We start from the raw sequence: 16,601 nt of genomic DNA, 5'->3' as shown, positions 1-16,601 counted from the left end.
GAGCCGATTGCCGGCTCCCGTACAGTGTGTGCTTACATTTCGACCTGGGTGCCCAGTTCGATCACCCGGTTTACCGGGAGTTTGAAGAAGCGCAGGTTACCGTTGGCGTTTTTCAACATAAATGCGAACAACCCTTCGCGCCAGCGCGCCATGCCGTTGAGGCGCGAGGCGATCACCGTTTCACGGCTGAGGAAGTAGGTGGTGCGCATCGGGCTGAAATCCAGATCGTCCAGATGGCACAACTTCAGCGCTTCGGGCACGTCCGGCTCGTCGGTGAAACCGAAGTGCAGGATGACCCGGAAGAAGCCTTCACCGTAGGAGTCCACCTCAAACCGCCGCGTGGCTGGCACCCGTGGGATGTCTTCGTACACCACGGTCAGCAGCACCACTTGCTCATGCAGCACCTGGTTGTGCAGCAGGTTGTGCAACAGCGCATGGGGCACAGCGTCGGGCCGCGCGGTGAGAAACACCGCCGTGCCCTGCACCCGGTGGGGCGGCTGTACACGGATACTGCTGATAAAGATCGGCAACGGCAGGCCGCCTTCATCGAGGCGGTCCACCAGCAATTGCTTGCCGCGTTTCCACGTCGTCATCAGTACGAACAGCACGATCCCCGCCAGTACCGGGAAGGCACCGCCCTGGATGATCTTCGGCACGTTGGCGGCGAAGTACAGACCGTCGACCAACAGGCAACAGACCAGCACCGGCACAGCCAGCACCGGCGGCCATTTCCACAGCAGCAGCATGACCGCCGACACCAGGATAGTGGTCATCAGCATGGTGCCGGTTACAGCCACGCCGTAGGCCGAGGCCAAGGCATTGGAGGATTCGAAGCCCAGTACCAGCAGAATCACGCCGACCATCAGCGACCAGTTCACCGCGCCAATGTAGATCTGGCCCTGCTCGGCACTGGAGGTGTGTTGGATGTGCATGCGCGGGATGTAACCAAGCTGGATCGCTTGGCGCGTCAAGGAAAACGCACCGGAAATCACTGCCTGGGACGCAATTACCGTGGCCAGGGTGGACAACACCACCAGCGGGATCAGTGCCCAACTCGGTGCCAGCAAGTAGAACGGGTTGCGCGCGGCTTCGGGGTCGCCCAATAGCATCGCGCCCTGACCGAAGTAGTTAAGCACCAGTGCCGGCAGCACCAGCATGAACCACGCACGGGCAATCGGCTTGCGGCCGAAGTGGCCCATGTCGGCGTACAACGCTTCGGCACCGGTCAACGCCAGCACCACCGCGCCAAGGATCGCCACGCCAATGCCAGGGTGGGCCTCGAAGAAGCGCACGGCCCAGATCGGGTTCAAGGCATGCAGCACCTCAGGGTGCAGGGTAATGCCGTACACACCAAGGCCGCCCAGCACCAGAAACCAGGTCACCATCACTGGCCCGAACAGTTTGCCGATATGGTCGGTGCCGTGCTTCTGGATCAGAAACAACGCCACCAACACCACCAGGGCAATCGGCACTACCCATTTTTCCAGGCCATCGAACGCCAGTTCCAGACCTTCCACGGCCGACAATACGGAAATTGCCGGGGTGATCATGCTATCGCCATAGAACAATGCCGCCCCGCAAAGACCACACACCACCAGGAAACTGCGCAGCTTCCTGCGCTCCCCCGCCGCCCGCCGCGCCAGCGCGGTAAGGGCCATGATGCCGCCTTCGCCCTGGTTGTCGGCACGAAGTACGAACAGCATGTACTTGATCGACACGACCCAGATCAGCGACCAGAAAATCAGCGCCAGAATCCCCAGCACGCCATCGTGGTTGACCTGAACCCCATAACCGCCGTTGAACACCTCTTTGAGGGTATAGAGCGGGCTGGTACCGATATCGCCATACACCACCCCAACCGCCGCCACCAGCATGCCAATCGGCTTGGCGTTTGAATGCTCGGCACCTGTTGCCTGACTGCTTGCCTGACCCATCAACCACTCCTGCCCTTTGACCTGAGGTCTTATATAAACAGCGCGTCTAAGCGAACCCTAGCATGCGCTGTTTTACTTCTCGTAACAGACGTTTTATTGACCCAAGGGTTTTACCCATGCGCAACGGCGCGAAGCATAGCGCAGCGCTCGTCGTATTTCCCTGCATAAAGCTGGTCAAGTGCGTTGCCCATCGCTAGAATTGCGCACTTTTTGATCAGAGGCGCGCCCAGCGCCCGTCCGCTGCCCTGCCCTTCACGGCGGCGGCGTCATTCAATACCGAGGTTAGACATGTCCACCACTCCCGCAACGGCCAACCCCAAGGTCGGCTTTGTATCCCTGGGTTGCCCCAAGGCCCTGGTCGATTCCGAGCGCATCCTGACCCAACTGCGCATGGAAGGTTATGACGTGGTGTCCACTTATCAGGACGCGGACGTGGTGGTGGTCAATACCTGTGGCTTTATCGACTCGGCCAAGGCGGAGTCGCTGGAAGTAATCGGCGAAGCCATCAAGGAAAACGGCAAGGTCATCGTGACCGGCTGCATGGGCGTGGAAGAAGGCAATATTCGCGACGTGCACCCCAGCGTCCTAGCGGTGACCGGTCCGCAGCAATATGAGCAAGTGGTTAACGCCGTGCACGAGGTGGTGCCGCCACGTCAGGATCACAATCCGCTGATCGACCTGGTACCGCCGCAAGGCATCAAGCTGACCCCGCGCCACTACGCCTACCTGAAGATTTCCGAAGGCTGCAACCACAGCTGCAGCTTCTGCATCATTCCGTCGATGCGCGGCAAGCTGGTCAGCCGCCCGGTCGGTGACGTGCTCGACGAGGCCCAGCGCCTGGTCAAATCCGGCGTGAAAGAGCTGCTGGTGATCTCCCAGGACACCAGCGCCTACGGCGTCGATGTGAAATACCGCACCGGTTTCTGGAACGGCGCGCCGGTGAAGACCCGCATGACCGAACTCTGCGAAGCCCTCAGCAGCCTGGGTGTATGGGTGCGCCTGCACTATGTCTACCCGTACCCGCATGTGGACGAGCTGATCCCGCTGATGGCCGCCGGCAAGATCCTGCCGTACCTGGACATCCCGTTCCAGCACGCCAGCCCAAAAGTGCTCAAGGCCATGAAACGCCCGGCCTTCGAAGACAAGACCCTGGCGCGCATCAAAAACTGGCGCCAGATCTGCCCCGAGCTGATCATCCGCTCCACCTTTATTGTCGGCTTCCCCGGCGAAACCGAAGAAGACTTCCAGTACCTGCTGGACTGGCTGACCGAAGCCCAGTTGGACCGCGTTGGCTGCTTCCAGTACTCGCCGGTTGAAGGTGCTCCGGCCAACCTGTTGGACCTGGCCGTGGTGCCGGACGACGTCAAGCAGGACCGTTGGGAACGCTTCATGGCCCATCAGCAGGCCATCAGCTCGGCGCGCCTGCAACTGCGCATCGGCAAGGAAATCGAAGTGTTGATCGACGAAGTCGACGAACAAGGCGCCGTGGGCCGTTGCTTCTTCGATGCGCCGGAGATCGACGGTAACGTATTTATCGACGACGCCAGCGGCTTGAAGCCAGGCGACAAGGTCTGGTGCACCGTGACCGACGCCGACGAATACGACCTGTGGGCCGAAAAGCGCGCCTGATCGTTAAAAAATGGAAAAGCCCTGCTTCTGGACAAGATGCGGGGCTTTTTTCGGTCTATCGTTTGGCCCATCAATGCAGATATCGGCAAGGGGCAGCGGGCATGGGGCAGCATTCGGTCATTCACACACCTAAAAGCAGCGATTACCCGGAGCTGGTGCGCATCTGGGAAGCCTCGGTGCGCGCCACCCACGACTTCCTGCCGGACAGCTACATCATGTTACTCAAGGATCTGGTGCTGACCCGCTACCTGGATGCCGTGATGCTGATCTGCACCAAAGACGCCCGCCAGCGCATTACCGGATTTGCCGGGGTCGCGGCGGGCAAAGTGGAGATGCTGTTCATCGACCCGCAATACCGTGGCCAAGGCCTGGGCCGACAGTTGCTGCGCTACGCGGTGGAGTGCATGAACGCCGATGAGTTGGAAGTCAACGAACAGAACCCCCAGGCCCTGGGTTTTTACCTCAAGCAGGGGTTCGAGGTGATCGGACGCACGGAGCACGACGGCCTGGGCAAGCCTTATCCGTTGCTGCGCATGCGTTTGCGCCAGTTGCCGTCACAGGCGCGTCAGGGCTAAATGAAATGGGGCCGGGATTAACCGGCGCCAGGCAGGTACAATAGCCGCCCCCTTTTGTTACGGCCCTTGTCATGACTGACCCCATACGCCTCTCCAAACGCCTTATCGAACTGGTCGGTTGCTCCCGTCGGGAGGCCGAGCTGTTTATCGAAGGCGGCTGGGTCTCGGTGGACGGTGAAGTGATCGACGAACCGCAGTTCAAGGTCACCACCCAAAAGGTCGAACTCGACCCCGAAGCCAAGGCCACCGCGCCGGAGCCCGTGACCATCCTGCTGCACGCCCCGGCCGGCGTGGATGCCGACACGGCGATGGCGTCGATCAGCGCCGAAACCCTGTCGGACGAACATCGCTTCGGCAAGCGCCCGCTCAAGGGCCACTTCCTGCGCCTGAGCGCCAGCGCCGACCTGCAAGCCAAGGCCAGCGGCCTGCTGGTGTTTACCCAGGATTGGAAGATTCTGCGCAAGTTGACCGCCGATGCCGCCAAGATCGAGCAGGAATACGTGGTTGAGGTGGAAGGCGAGATGGTTGCCCACGGCCTCAATCGCCTGAACCATGGCCTGACCTACAAAGGCAAGGAACTGCCGCCCGTCAAAGCCAGCTGGCAGAACGAAAACCGCCTGCGCTTTGCGCTGAAAAACCCGCAACCCGGGGTGATCGCGTTGTTCTGCGAAGCGGTCGGCCTGAAAGTCGTGGCGATTCGCCGAATCCGCATCGGCGGTGTGTCCATCGGCAAGGTGCCCGTAGGCCAATGGCGTTACCTGTCCGGCAAAGAGAAATTCTAAGCCGCTCCCTTTTTTCGACAGCGCCCCACTGGGCGTTGTCCACCGTTGAAAACCAGGATTGCCCACCATGATTCACAACGACGTATTGCGCAGCGTGCGCTACATGCTCGACATCAGCGACAACAAAATGGTCGAGATCACCAAGCTCGGCGGCATGGACATCACCAAGGATGACCTGCTGACCTACCTCAAAAAGGACGAAGAAGAAGGCTTCGTGTTCTGCCCGGACGAGGTCATGGCGCACTTTCTCGATGGCCTGGTGATCTTCAAGCGCGGCAAGGACGAAAGCCGCCCACCCCAGCCGATCGAAACCCCGGTGACCAACAACATCATCCTCAAAAAGCTGCGCGTAGCCTTCGAACTGAAGGAAGACGACATGCACGCCATTCTCAAGTCGGCCGATTTCCCAGTATCCAAACCGGAACTGAGCGCGCTGTTCCGCAAGTTCGGCCACACCAATTACCGCCCATGCGGCGACCAGCTGCTGCGTAACTTCCTCAAGGGGCTGACGTTGCGGGTGCGTGCGTAAGCCATGAATTACCCGGTCTCGCCCGTGGGCTTCGTGCGTTCCTGCTTCAAGGAGAAGTTCGCCATTCCGCGCCAGCCGCAACTGGCGCCAGCGGCCCGGGGCGTGGTGGAACTGGTGGCGCCGTTCGATCAGGGCGAGGCGGTACAAGGCTTGGAGCAGGTCAGCCATGTGTGGTTGCTGTTTCTGTTCCATCAAGCCCTGGAAGACAAGCCACGCCTGAAGGTGCGCCCGCCGCGCCTGGGTGGCAATGCGTCCATGGGGGTGTTTGCCACCCGCGCAACCCATCGACCCAATGGCATCGGCCAGTCGGTGGTGAAACTGGACAAAGTGGAGCCCGGGCGCTTGTGGATTTCCGGGATCGATTTGCTCGATGGCACCCCCGTGCTCGATATCAAGCCCTATGTGCCCTACGCCGACATCATCGACACGGCCACCAATGACATCGCCAGCGCTGCGCCGCCGTTGATTGCCGTGCAGTGGCTGAAGACCGCGCTGCAGCAAGCACAAGGCCACGCCCAGCGCCTTGGGGAACCATTGGTTGAGCTGATCGATCAGTGTTTGGCCCAGGACCCGCGCCCGGCCTACCAGACACCAGGGCCAGAACGTGAATACGGGGTGCGCTTCTGGGATGTGGATGTGCGCTGGCACTATCCCGAAGCTGGGGTGATTTGCGTATTGGAAGTGGTGCCCGCTAACTGAATAAGGCGCAAACGAAATGTGGGAGGGGGTAAGCCCCCTCCCACATTTTTTTACCGCGGTTACTTCTCGACGAATGCGCGCTCGATCAGATAGTCGCCCGGCTCACGCATGCGCGGCGAAACTTTCAGGCCGAAGCTGTTGAGCACTTCGCTGGTCTCGTCCAGCATGCTTGGGCTGCCGCACAGCATGGCGCGGTCGTCCTCTGGATTGATAGGCGGCAGGCCGATATCGCTGAACAGTTTGCCGCTGCGCATCAGGTCGGTCAGGCGACCTTGATTTTCGAAGGGCTCGCGGGTCACGGTTGGGTAGTAGATCAACTTCTCACGCACGGCCTCGCCGAAGAACTCGTTCTGCGGCAGGTGCTCGGTGATGAACTCGCGGTAGGCGACTTCGTTGACGTAGCGCACGCCGTGGCACAGGATCACTTTTTCGAAACGCTCATAGGTTTCCGGGTCCTGGATCACGCTCATAAATGGCGCCAGGCCAGTGCCTGTGCTGAGCAGGTACAGGTGTTTGCCTGGCTTCAAGTCGTCAAGCACCAGGGTGCCTGTCGGTTTCTTGCTGATGATGATTTCGTCGCCTTCCTTCAGGTGCTGCAATTGGGAGGTCAGCGGACCATCCGGCACCTTGATGCTGAAGAACTCCAGATGCTCTTCCCAGTTCGGGCTGGCAATGGAGTAAGCGCGCATGAGCGGGCGGCCGTTGGGCTGTTGCAGGCCGATCATCACGAACTGACCGTTCTCGAAGCGCAGGCCCGGATCGCGGGTGCACTTGAAGCTGAACAGAGTGTCGTTCCAGTGATGAACACTGAGGACACGCTCGTGGTTCATGTTGCTCATGTACGGGGGACTCCTGGAAATGGGTCTGCACTAAATGTGAAGCGCGCAATTGCAGCGCATTCTAATGGCGGCGACAATATCTGTTAACTGAATTATTAAGATAAGGGTTATCGGTTATATCGATATGCGATTTACTCTCCGTCAACTGCAAGTCTTCGTCGCCGTCGCCCAGCAGGAAAGCGTTTCGCGCGCTGCTGGCCTGCTGGCCTTATCCCAATCCGCCGCCAGCACTTCGATCACGGAGCTGGAGCGTCAATCCAGCTGCCAATTATTCGACCGCGCCGGTAAACGCCTGAGCCTCAACGCTCTCGGCCATCAACTGTTACCCCAGGCGGTGGCGCTGCTGGATCAGGCCAAGGAGATCGAAGACCTGCTCAACGGCAAGTCTGGCTTCGGTTCCCTGGCCGTCGGCGCTACCCTGACCATCGGCAACTACCTGGCGACCTTGCTGATCGGCAGCTTCATGCAGCAACACCCCGAGAGTCAGGTGAAACTGCATGTGCAAAACACTGCACATATCGTGCATCAAGTCGCGCATTACGAAATTGACCTGGGTCTAATCGAAGGCGACTGCAGCCACCCGGATATCGAGGTGCAGACTTGGGTAGAAGACGAACTGGTGGTGTTTTGCGCGCCGCAGCACCCCCTGGCCAAACGCGGCATGGCGAGCATGGACGAGTTGACCCATGAGGCGTGGATTCTGCGTGAACAAGGCTCAGGCACGCGCCTGACGTTTGACCAAGCCATGCGCCATCACCGCAGCGCGCTGAATATCCGCCTCGAACTGGAACACACCGAGGCGATCAAGCGCGCGGTGGAGTCCGGGCTGGGCATTGGCTGCATCTCACGGCTGGCGCTGCGCGATGCGTTTCGTCGTGGCAGCCTGGTGCCAGTGGAAACGCCGGATCTAGACCTTATGCGGCAGTTCTACTTCATCTGGCACAAGCAGAAATACCAGACCTCAGCGATGCGCGAGTTCCTGGAACTCTGTCGCGCGTTCACGGCCGGCGTGCAACGCAGCGACGAAATCGTGCTGCCGACCATTGCCTGAGGCTTAGATCAGGATGACGGCCCACACCAGGGTGATCATGGTCAGGGCCACGAATTGCGCGGCGCTGCCCATGTCCTTGGCGTTTTTCGACAAGGGATGACGGTCCAGAGAGATGCGATCGATCGCCGCTTCCACCGCCGAATTGAGCAGCTCGACGATCAGCGCCAGCAGGCACACAGCGATCAGCAAGGCACGCTCGACGCGGCTGACGCTCAGAAAAAAGCTCAACGGGATCAGGATCACATTGAGCAACACCAACTGCCGGAATGCCGCCTCGCCGGTGAATGCCGCGCGCAGGCCATCCAGGGAATATCCCCCAGCATTGAAGATACGTTTGATACCGGTTTGACCCTTGAAAGGCGACATAGATGTAGGCAACTGAACCAAAGGAGTGGGAAAACTAGATCACGCGAAGTCAAAAAAGCGTGAATCGAAACCGGCTTAATGCTGCGTAATTGACTCAAGCTGTTGCAAAAGCAAGGCCGCCTGGGTGCGCGTACGCACGTTCAGTTTGCGGAAAATCGCTGTGACATGGGCCTTGATGGTCGCTTCCGAGACTTTCAGCTCGTAGGCAATTTGCTTATTCAGCAAACCTTCGCAGACCATGGTCAATACCCGGAACTGCTGGGGTGTCAAACTGGCGAGACCTTCCTGTGCGGCCTTGGCTTCGGCAGAGACATTGATGGTTTCCGAGGCTTGCGGGGGCCACGAGACATCACCGTCCAGAACAGCACGCACCGCAGCTTGAATCTGCTCCATGGAGCTGGATTTGGGAATGAACCCACTGGCGCCAAACTCCTTGGCGCGCACCACCACATCGGCCTCTTCCTGGGCAGAGACCATCACCACCGGAATCTGCGGGTACTGCCCGCGTAGCAGCACCAGCCCGGAGAAACCGTATGCGCCCGGCATGTTCAGGTCGAGCAGCACAAGATCCCAGTCGGTTTTGTCGGTCAGCTGGGTTTCCAGCTCAGCAATGCTGGCCACTTCGACCAGGCGGACATCCGGCCCAAGGCCCAGCGTCACCGCTTGGCGCAGTGCACTGCGAAACAGCGGGTGATCGTCGGCAATCAGGATTTCGTATGTGGCCATTGATTAAATGATCCTGTTTTTATGGGAGCCCCGATGGGTTCAGGGTTCACCAATACACAAGGCGTTGGCCAGGCAGCCATCGCCAGAGGGCGTGCTCGATGTGAAACAACGTCGAAAATCCATGCAGGCGCCTCAAACGGCGCCCAGCATGCCCAGCGTAGCCTGGGGGGTCAAGCACTACGCCCGTGGGTATTTTAGCGGGTTGCCGGTATAAGGTGCCATCATGCAAACGTCGTCTGGCTAAAGCGCCGGTATATAGGGAGCAAGACGTGCGTGAACAGGGTCCGCCGGGTCCAGTGGCAGCTGAAATTTGGCCGCCAAGTAGTGGGTACTGAATACATCAAGGTAGGCGTCCAAGACTTCGCTGGCGGCCCCATCATCAGCCAACTCCAGGCACAGGGCCGCAACTTCGGCGGTGCAGAAGTGATCATCGCGTTTGGAGCGGCGCAGTTTGTAGCGTGACAGTTGCTCAGGCGCCAGGCTCAACACCGGCAGATGCTCCAAGTAAGGGCTCTTGCGGAACATCTTGCGCGCCTCGCTCCAGGTGCCGTCCAGCAGGATGAACAACGGACGCTTGCCCTGCGCCACCGTGACGGTACTGACGACACGCTCCGGCGCCACGAACTCGCCGGGAAACACGATATAGGGCTGCCACTGCGGATCGGCCAACAAGGTGAGCAACCCTGCATCGACCTCGGTACGCGACCACGCGAACGCCGTGGTGTCATCTATCACATCGGCGATCAGCCAGCCGGTATTGCTGGGCTTCATCGGCTCAACATCATGCATCAACAGGCACATGGCGGACCTGGCTGCGACCTTGGGTCGCCAGGCGCACAGGCAATATTCGGGAATGACCCGGCAGCCGGGGCAACGCTCAGCGCGGGAGCCGCGATTGACGAAAGGTTTGATGGCACGCGCCAGGCGCTGAGTGCGTAGGCGGGAGACGGCGTGGCTCATCGCATGCGCCGTAGAAACGGGAAAATCGACACGGGGTCACTCAAGATCGGTTGAAGTGGCCGCAGTTTACCAGCGATACGCCTGGCTGTAGCGGCAAGGCCTCACCTATAATCGCGCGCCACTGAACGCACAGCGCAGTGGCGGGTCTATGCACCTGTAACCGAATCAGGAGAATTTCATGCTGCGTTCCATGCTGCGTCTTGTCGCCCCATCCGTCGCGCTTGCGCTGGTTTTGCCCATGGGCGCCCACGCTGCCTCGCTGCTGGAGGCGCAAATGAACAAGAAGCTGCAAAGCGTTGCCGCCGAGAGCAATAAAGGCCTGCCGCGAGAAATCGACGAAAAAACCCTGGAAGTGGCCTACACCGTTGAAGGTATGCAGCTGATCGACCACCTGAGTGTGCTGCCCGACCGTGCCGAACAGATGCGCGCCAACCCCAAGGCTGTTTACTTCCAATTGGGCCGCAGCGTCTGCACCAACCCCGGCTACCGCGAGTTGATGGCCAAGGGCGCCGTGATGCGCTATGAAATCACCGAGAACAAGAGCAACCGCCCTGTGGCATCGGTGAAGTTCGCAGAAGCGGACTGCCCAGCCCCGACGAAGAAGAAAAAGTAATTTCGGCTTTATCCTCGCGCTGCGGTCCCGTGGCGCGTACTCCCCCGTTTGCAATTGTTCCGCGCCAGCCCAAGTCCCTCTGATCAACCAATAAGCGGTTGCCAGCCAAGGCTTCTTCGGCCCATGATCGAGCCATCCCAAACACCCTCGCGTAACGGTTTCCGTGCCGTCATGTAACATTTTCCAGGCACAAGAGGGTTGCCCTGCTGCAACTTGCAGTGCAAAGGTTTTTAAATCACAAGGAATATACAGAGCGCGCTTTGCCGACTGGCAAACAGGTGCAATGCCTAGGGCATGCAGCGACACATGCAGTGTCGTGGCCGCCGGACGATCACACTCGCCGCCGGCCCAACCTCTGTGAAGAAGGAGACGTTGAATGCCTTACCAACCGAATGACAGCTTGATACGACATTTTGAAGAACACGGGCCCGAGCTTACACAGCAAGTCGAAGCTCAGCTCCAGCAGATCGCCCCCAACAGCCCGAATAGCCCCCTGTATCGCGACATGATCCTTACCGTGCTGCGCATGGCGCAAGACGACCGCGACCGTTGGAACGCCAAAATAACCCTACAGGCCATCCGCGAATTGGACCACTCGTTCCGGGTTCTGGAACAGTTCAAGGGGCGACGCAAGGTCACCGTATTCGGCTCGGCACGCACTCCGGTAGAAAGCCCGTTATATGCCTTGGCTCGCGAGGTGGGCGCCGCCTTGGCGCGCTCCGATCTGATGGTGATCACCGGCGGTGGCGGCGGCATCATGGCCGCAGCACATGAGGGTGCTGGCCTGGAGCACAGCCTGGGGTTCAATATCACCTTACCTTTTGAACAGCACGCCAACCCCACCATCGATGGCACTGAAAACCTGCTGTCCTTCCACTTCTTCTTTACCCGCAAATTGTTCTTCGTCAAAGAAGCCGATGCGCTGGTGTTATGCCCAGGCGGTTTCGGCACCCTGGACGAAGCGCTGGAAGTATTGACGCTGATCCAGACCGGCAAGAGCCCGCTGGTGCCGGTGGTGTTGCTGGATGCGCCCGGCGGTGGGTTCTGGCAAGGCGCTTTGGATTTTATCCGCAACCAGTTGGAGGCCAATCGCTACATTCTGCCGACCGATCTCAAGCTGGTTCGGTTGGTGTACAGCGCTGAAGAGGCCGTGGACGAAATCAATCAGTTCTACGCCAACTTCCACTCCACACGCTGGCTCAAACGGGAGTTTGTGATGCGCATGAACCATCCGCTCAGCGAACAGGCCTTGGCGCATCTGCAGACTGAATTCGCCAGCCTGCGTTTGAGTGGCGAGTTCCAGCAACTGGCTTATACCGGGGAGGAACATGATGAGCCGAAATTCAGCCATTTGACGCGATTGGTGTTCAATTTCAACGGGCGAGATCAAGGCCGTTTGCGAGAGTTGGTGGACTACATCAACCTGCCAGAGAACTGGGCCCATGCCCAGGGCACGGCGCAGCAGCGAGTGACACCAGAGCCAGCGTGAATTCAGAAATGCGAAAAGGCCCGCTATTTTCATAGCGGGCCTTTTAGGGTGTATCGGGGGATCGTATTAAACGACCAGGGGTTATGTAGCCGTTCGCCGGAACGAATCTGCGTTACTCAGTCGTCCATCTCTCGACCGCTGAGCAAACGGCTGATCATATCCATTGAAAACCCGCGATAGCTCAGGAATCGACCTTGTTTCGCACGCTCCTTGGCATCAATCGGCAGATGACCAGAGAACTTGCGACGCCAGGTATCCTCCAGTTGCGACTGCCAGTTGATACCGCACTCACGCAAAGCAAGATCGATATCGCTACGCTGCAAACCGCGCTGGCTCAGTTCTTCGCGAATTCGTGCAGGACCATAGCCGGACCGGGCTCGGTAGGAAACAAAACTTTCCAGGTAACGGGATTCGGAAAGCAGGCCCTCCTCCGTCAAACGGTCGAGGGCGGCTTCGATCATCTCGGGCTCTGCGCCGCGCTGGCGCAATTTACGCGTCAGTTCGACTCGACCATGCTCGCGGCGAGCGAGCAGGTCCATTGCAGTGCGCCTAACGGCGACGAGTGTATCCAGTACAACAGTCATCGTTTGCTTCAGATGTCGGTGTCGGCTTCTTCCATCTCGTCAACCGGCTCACGGTTGGCGGCAGCTTTTACGTCTGGCGCGGCAGTCAGCAGCTTGTCGCGAATTTGCTTCTCAAGCGCAGCGGCGATGTCCGGGTTATCCGCCAGGAACTTGGCCGAGTTGGCCTTGCCTTGACCGATCTTGCTGCCATTGTAGGCATACCAGGCCCCGGATTTCTCGACGAAGCCGTGCAACACGCCCAGGTCGATCATCTCGCCGTTCAGGTAGATACCCTTGCCGTAGAGAATCTGGAATTCGGCCTGACGGAAAGGTGGAGCTACCTTGTTCTTCACCACTTTGACACGGGTTTCGCTACCGACAACCTCGTCGCCTTCTTTCACCGCGCCAGTACGGCGGATATCCAGACGGACCGAAGCGTAGAACTTCAACGCGTTACCACCTGTGGTGGTTTCCGGGCTACCGAACATCACACCGATCTTCATACGGATCTGGTTGATGAAGATCACCAGGCAGTTGGCGTTCTTGATGTTACCGGTGATTTTACGCAGCGCCTGGGACATCAGACGGGCTTGCAGGCCCACGTGCATGTCACCCATTTCGCCTTCGATTTCAGCCTTGGGTACCAGGGCCGCCACGGAGTCGACCACGATCACGTCGATGGCATTGGAGCGCACCAGCATGTCGGTGATTTCCAGGGCCTGCTCACCGGTGTCCGGCTGGGAAACCAGCAGGTCGTCAACGTTGACGCCCAGCTTGCCGGCGTATTCTGGATCCAGGGCGTGTTCGGCATCGACGAACGCGCAGGTGGCGCCCATTTTTTGAGCCTGGGCAATCACCGACAGAGTCAGGGTGGTTTTACCGGAAGATTCAGGACCGTAGATTTCAACGATACGGCCTTTGGGCAGGCCGCCAATGCCGAGTGCGATGTCCAGACCCAGAGAGCCAGTGGAAATAGCCGGGATCGCCTGACGGTCGTGATCGCCCATACGCATTACGGCACCCTTGCCGAATTGACGTTCGATCTGACCCAGGGCCGCAGCCAAGGCTTTCTTCTTGTTGTCGTCCATTAAAGTCCTCACGTAATCAATAAGGCCTGACGGCCAACACCTGTATAAGTAGACAGTATTGTTCCACAAAGATCGGAGAACGCCTACCCCTGTTTTTCTATTTCTACTGCAGCTCGTCGCAACAAGCCCTCTAGCGCGGCCTTGACCGTTTGTCGGCGGACCTCGTCACGGTTGCCCTTGAAGTGCTCGCGCTGCGCCGTAACCTCATCCCCCACGCCGAACGCCAGCCAAACGGTACCCACCGGTTTTTCCGGCGAACCACCATCCGGCCCCGCCACGCCGCTGACCGCCACGGCGAATCGCGCCAGGCTTTTCTCCTGGGCGCCGCGCACCATCGCCTCCACAACTTCCTGACTCACGGCCCCTACTTTGGCAAACAGCTCGTCGGGAACATTCAACTGTCGAGTCTTCTGCCGGTTGGAGTAGGTGACATAACCGGCCTCGAACCAGGCCGAACTGCCGGGAATCCGCGTAATAGCCTCGGCAATGCCGCCACCGGTACAGGACTCTGCCGTGGTGACATGTGCATTGAGCACCTGCAGGCGGCGGCCCAGTTCAGCGGCAAGTTGAGTGATCTCGTTCACGGTCGTCTCCTGGAGTGGGCGGGCGTTCGCCTACCCTACAGGAGCCGATCGCGCACGCAAGCCACCGGCTGCATCAAGATGCTAACGGGCGATGGTTCGCACGTAGGCCTGGCACGCTCGTAAGGCAATCAGGGCGTTATCGCCGTCGTCGGTGATGGCGATAATTCGCTGAGCATGCGCCGGGTCAAGTCGGGCTCGCGGGGTTGCATGAACCAGGCCGCTGGCGGTGGTGGGGGCTGGCACTGCACAACCGTTGGCGGGGTCGCGGGTGTCGAGAAGGACTGACAACCGCACATCAGCAGTGGCCAGGCGATCACGCAAAGCAGCCTGATGACGTTGTGCATCGCTTAACTCCTGCGCGTGTTGTTGATCGTTGGCGCTGAGCTTCTGCTCCAGGGCCAGTCGCTTGTCGTGTTCGGCCTGTTGTTGACGCACGGCCAACTGGGTTTGTTGATCGAGCTCCCGGGCATGTATCGCCGCCAACCGTTGGATCTGCGCCTCATACCGCCAGACCTGCACCTGCCAGGCCAGCCCCGCCGCCATCGCCACCAGCAGGAAATAGCCGAGCAAACGGTAGGACGTTAAGAACCGCATAACACCGCCTTCGCCCGCGCCCACAGCTGCATGCGCTGCTCCAGGCCATTGAGCCCACCATTGATGCGGCGCGTAATCGTGGTGAATTGATCCTTGTCGGCCAACGCGTTCAGACCATTGCTTGCCCAATACCAAGCCGCCGACTCACACGCCCACCGGGGCTGCTCAAGCAGTTCAGGCTGAGCCAACAGGCGATCGTCGCCGAATAGGGCCCGACTGCACGTCATATAGTTTCGACGGCCGGTAACCTGGATGAGCCCCCTGCCCCGATACTTCTGACCGTCACCATCCGCTTCGGGCGTATTGCCCAGGCGCGCAGCCAAGGTGCCGGTGTCGTATTTGCTCAGGTATTGGTGGCTGCCCAATTCGCGCAGGTATTGCAGCTCGCCGGATTCGTGAGCGATCTGAGCGAGAAAGGCAGCGATGCGTTGGGGGGTGTCGATAGCGTACCGTTCCATCGCCGCATTTATGGCGGGCAAAAAAACACCCGCTACGAGGCGGGCTGCTGGCATGACGTGGACAAGCTGGGCAAGCGTAATCAGCATGGTTTCTACTCTGTAAGAAGGTCTAGATCGACAACCCGCCCGCCACAATCGAACTGCGATACCCCGTCGTCGGGTCACCCACATGGGTCACTTGGGTGATCGACCAGCGCCCTTGCATATAGGACGGCCAGCTCTGATCCAGCAGCAGCAACCCTTCAGCGGCGAGCAGCGGGTTGCCTGGACAATCGACCTGTAATTTCAAACCTTCACGGCCCACGCGCCGCAGTTCGCCTTCGGCCACAGCGCGGGCTTCGGCTTCGTTCTGGCAGCGTTGGCGCAAGGTTTTGAACGGCGCAATGCCGACTTGCACGACGTGCTGTTTGCCCCCAGCCGCATCCCACCAGGTCACACGGCACCCCATGTACTTAGAGCGCGATTGCTCGTCGAGCCTGGCTGTGATGAACGCTTGGTCACCGGGTCGGTTGTCCTGGGTCACGGATAACGTCACCTCCGGCAGAGGTTGCCCGGAAAGCGAGTGGACCTTGCCGGCTTCCGCCAACACATACAGTTCGTTGATCGGTTTTGTGATGGCGCTATAGCGATTGGCCAGGCGCGTGATAAACGCCATGTCGCTTTCGTTGGATTGATCGATATGGGGAATCGGAATGCCTTCCAGCGCCGGTGCCACCCGGGGTGAATAGCCATGCCGGCTGACTAACTGACGAAACAGCGCGCCCAGGGTGGTGGGGCCGTAACTGGCGGAGCGGCGCTGCCGGTAATGGCTGGGGTCCGCGGCACTGAAAGGTGCGGCGGTGGCGACGATCATCAGGCGCATCGGAAACAGCACTGGTGTTCGCTGTGTGATGACGAATTCGCCCTTCTCCACCAGGCCCGACTCCTGATAGCCGACCCGCATGCCGATCTTGCCGCTCAAGCTCGGCAACCCTTCCAGGCCCTCGGTATTGAGCGTGAGTTCCAGTCGGTCGGTCTGGATACCGGCGGCATCGGTATGGCTCCAGTGCATCAAACGTTGATTGAGCAATGCCGCATTGGCACCGTAGAACTCAACGACCGGGGTGAATCCCTGTGTCATAT

Annotated in this window: 19 protein-coding genes; 8 read left to right on the top strand and 11 right to left on the bottom strand. The window is 59.6% G+C overall.

All coding sequences use genetic code 11. From position 1 onward, the window contains the following. Window positions 1–32: 32 nt before the first annotated feature. Complete coding sequence (locus HRH33_RS06845) at window positions 33–1,934, bottom strand: potassium transporter Kup (RefSeq protein ID WP_034137203.1); 1,902 nt, start codon at window positions 1,932–1,934, stop codon at window positions 33–35. A gap of 288 nt (window positions 1,935–2,222) precedes the next feature. Here HRH33_RS06845 and rimO point away from each other — a divergent pair, with 288 nt between their 5' ends. The 5 genes from rimO (at window position 2,223) to tsaA (ending at window position 6,148) form a co-directional block, all read left to right on the top strand. Beyond that, on the top strand, window positions 2,223–3,563 hold the full coding sequence (rimO, locus tag HRH33_RS06840; protein ID WP_034096179.1) for a 30S ribosomal protein S12 methylthiotransferase RimO: 1,341 nt from the start codon (window positions 2,223–2,225) through the stop codon (window positions 3,561–3,563). Between the two features lie 101 nt (window positions 3,564–3,664). Continuing rightward, the gene (locus HRH33_RS06835) at window positions 3,665–4,138 is read left to right on the top strand and encodes a GNAT family N-acetyltransferase (RefSeq protein ID WP_034137202.1); all 474 of its coding nucleotides are present in this window, start codon (window positions 3,665–3,667) and stop codon (window positions 4,136–4,138) included. Between the two features lie 71 nt (window positions 4,139–4,209). Beyond that, window positions 4,210–4,920, top strand: coding sequence for an rRNA pseudouridine synthase (locus tag HRH33_RS06830; RefSeq protein ID WP_034096177.1), 711 nt, complete (start codon window positions 4,210–4,212; stop codon window positions 4,918–4,920). Between the two features lie 67 nt (window positions 4,921–4,987). Next, window positions 4,988–5,449 carry a YehS family protein gene (locus HRH33_RS06825; RefSeq protein WP_034096176.1) on the top strand — a complete coding sequence of 154 codons (462 nt, stop codon included), beginning with the start codon at window positions 4,988–4,990 and terminating at the stop codon, window positions 5,447–5,449. Between the two features lie 3 nt (window positions 5,450–5,452). Beyond that, entirely contained in the window at window positions 5,453–6,148 is a 696-nt protein-coding gene (gene tsaA / locus HRH33_RS06820; protein ID WP_034096175.1) for a tRNA (N6-threonylcarbamoyladenosine(37)-N6)-methyltransferase TrmO, read from the top strand. Window positions 6,149–6,207: 59 nt separating this feature from the next. Here tsaA and fpr read toward each other — a convergent pair whose 3' ends face one another. Then, window positions 6,208–6,987: a ferredoxin-NADP reductase gene (gene fpr / locus HRH33_RS06815; protein ID WP_034096174.1), complete on the bottom strand. Its 780-nt coding sequence runs from the start codon at window positions 6,985–6,987 to the stop codon at window positions 6,208–6,210. A 124-nt stretch (window positions 6,988–7,111) separates the two neighbouring features. Between fpr and HRH33_RS06810 the strand changes: the two genes are divergently transcribed. Beyond that, complete coding sequence (locus tag HRH33_RS06810) at window positions 7,112–8,038, top strand: LysR family transcriptional regulator (RefSeq protein WP_034137198.1); 927 nt, start codon at window positions 7,112–7,114, stop codon at window positions 8,036–8,038. 3 nt (window positions 8,039–8,041) lie between these two features. Here HRH33_RS06810 and HRH33_RS06805 read toward each other — a convergent pair whose 3' ends face one another. From HRH33_RS06805 to HRH33_RS06795, 3 genes are all read right to left on the bottom strand, one after another. Beyond that, window positions 8,042–8,404 carry a diacylglycerol kinase gene (locus tag HRH33_RS06805; RefSeq protein WP_034096172.1) on the bottom strand — a complete coding sequence of 121 codons (363 nt, stop codon included), beginning with the start codon at window positions 8,402–8,404 and terminating at the stop codon, window positions 8,042–8,044. A 75-nt stretch (window positions 8,405–8,479) separates the two neighbouring features. Next, a complete protein-coding gene (gene erdR / locus HRH33_RS06800) occupies window positions 8,480–9,130 on the bottom strand; it encodes a response regulator transcription factor ErdR (protein ID WP_034137197.1) in 651 nt (216 codons plus the stop codon). 240 nt (window positions 9,131–9,370) lie between these two features. Then, on the bottom strand, window positions 9,371–10,090 hold the full coding sequence (locus tag HRH33_RS06795; RefSeq protein ID WP_167416411.1) for a tRNA-uridine aminocarboxypropyltransferase: 720 nt from the start codon (window positions 10,088–10,090) through the stop codon (window positions 9,371–9,373). A gap of 178 nt (window positions 10,091–10,268) precedes the next feature. On the opposite strand from HRH33_RS06795, the gene HRH33_RS06790 reads away from it, so the two are divergent. Both HRH33_RS06790 and HRH33_RS06785 read left to right on the top strand, forming a co-directional pair. Beyond that, on the top strand, window positions 10,269–10,703 hold the full coding sequence (locus HRH33_RS06790) for a PA3611 family quorum-sensing-regulated virulence factor (RefSeq protein WP_034096169.1): 435 nt from the start codon (window positions 10,269–10,271) through the stop codon (window positions 10,701–10,703). Window positions 10,704–11,079: 376 nt separating this feature from the next. Beyond that, window positions 11,080–12,192, top strand: a complete 1,113-nt coding sequence (locus tag HRH33_RS06785; protein WP_034137195.1) for an LOG family protein — start codon at window positions 11,080–11,082, stop codon at window positions 12,190–12,192. Between the two features lie 116 nt (window positions 12,193–12,308). Here the strand turns inward: HRH33_RS06785 and recX are convergent, their stop codons facing one another. From recX to HRH33_RS06755, 6 genes are all read right to left on the bottom strand, one after another. Further along, window positions 12,309–12,776, bottom strand: a complete 468-nt coding sequence (gene recX, locus HRH33_RS06780; RefSeq protein WP_167416410.1) for a recombination regulator RecX — start codon at window positions 12,774–12,776, stop codon at window positions 12,309–12,311. 8 nt (window positions 12,777–12,784) lie between these two features. Continuing rightward, window positions 12,785–13,843: a recombinase RecA gene (recA, locus tag HRH33_RS06775; protein WP_034096166.1), complete on the bottom strand. Its 1,059-nt coding sequence runs from the start codon at window positions 13,841–13,843 to the stop codon at window positions 12,785–12,787. An 83-nt stretch (window positions 13,844–13,926) separates the two neighbouring features. Beyond that, window positions 13,927–14,427, bottom strand: coding sequence for a CinA family protein (locus HRH33_RS06770; RefSeq protein WP_034096165.1), 501 nt, complete (start codon window positions 14,425–14,427; stop codon window positions 13,927–13,929). Window positions 14,428–14,508: 81 nt separating this feature from the next. Further along, window positions 14,509–15,021, bottom strand: coding sequence for a lysis system i-spanin subunit Rz (locus tag HRH33_RS06765; protein ID WP_167416409.1), 513 nt, complete (start codon window positions 15,019–15,021; stop codon window positions 14,509–14,511). Further along, entirely contained in the window at window positions 15,009–15,566 is a 558-nt protein-coding gene (locus HRH33_RS06760) for a glycoside hydrolase family 19 protein (protein ID WP_167416408.1), read from the bottom strand. The genes HRH33_RS06765 and HRH33_RS06760 overlap by 13 nt, the downstream gene beginning before the upstream one ends. A gap of 22 nt (window positions 15,567–15,588) precedes the next feature. Continuing rightward, the gene (locus HRH33_RS06755; protein WP_167416407.1) at window positions 15,589–16,599 is read right to left on the bottom strand and encodes a contractile injection system protein, VgrG/Pvc8 family; all 1,011 of its coding nucleotides are present in this window, start codon (window positions 16,597–16,599) and stop codon (window positions 15,589–15,591) included. Window positions 16,600–16,601: the final 2 nt, after the last annotated feature.

Origin of the sequence: Pseudomonas rhodesiae (assembly GCF_013285305.1) — a bacterium.
In the GTDB taxonomy this organism is placed as follows: domain Bacteria; phylum Pseudomonadota; class Gammaproteobacteria; order Pseudomonadales; family Pseudomonadaceae; genus Aquipseudomonas; species Aquipseudomonas rhodesiae.
The sequence above is the reverse complement of the archived record's forward strand: the minus strand, read 5'-3'. Positions and strand labels throughout refer to the sequence as shown.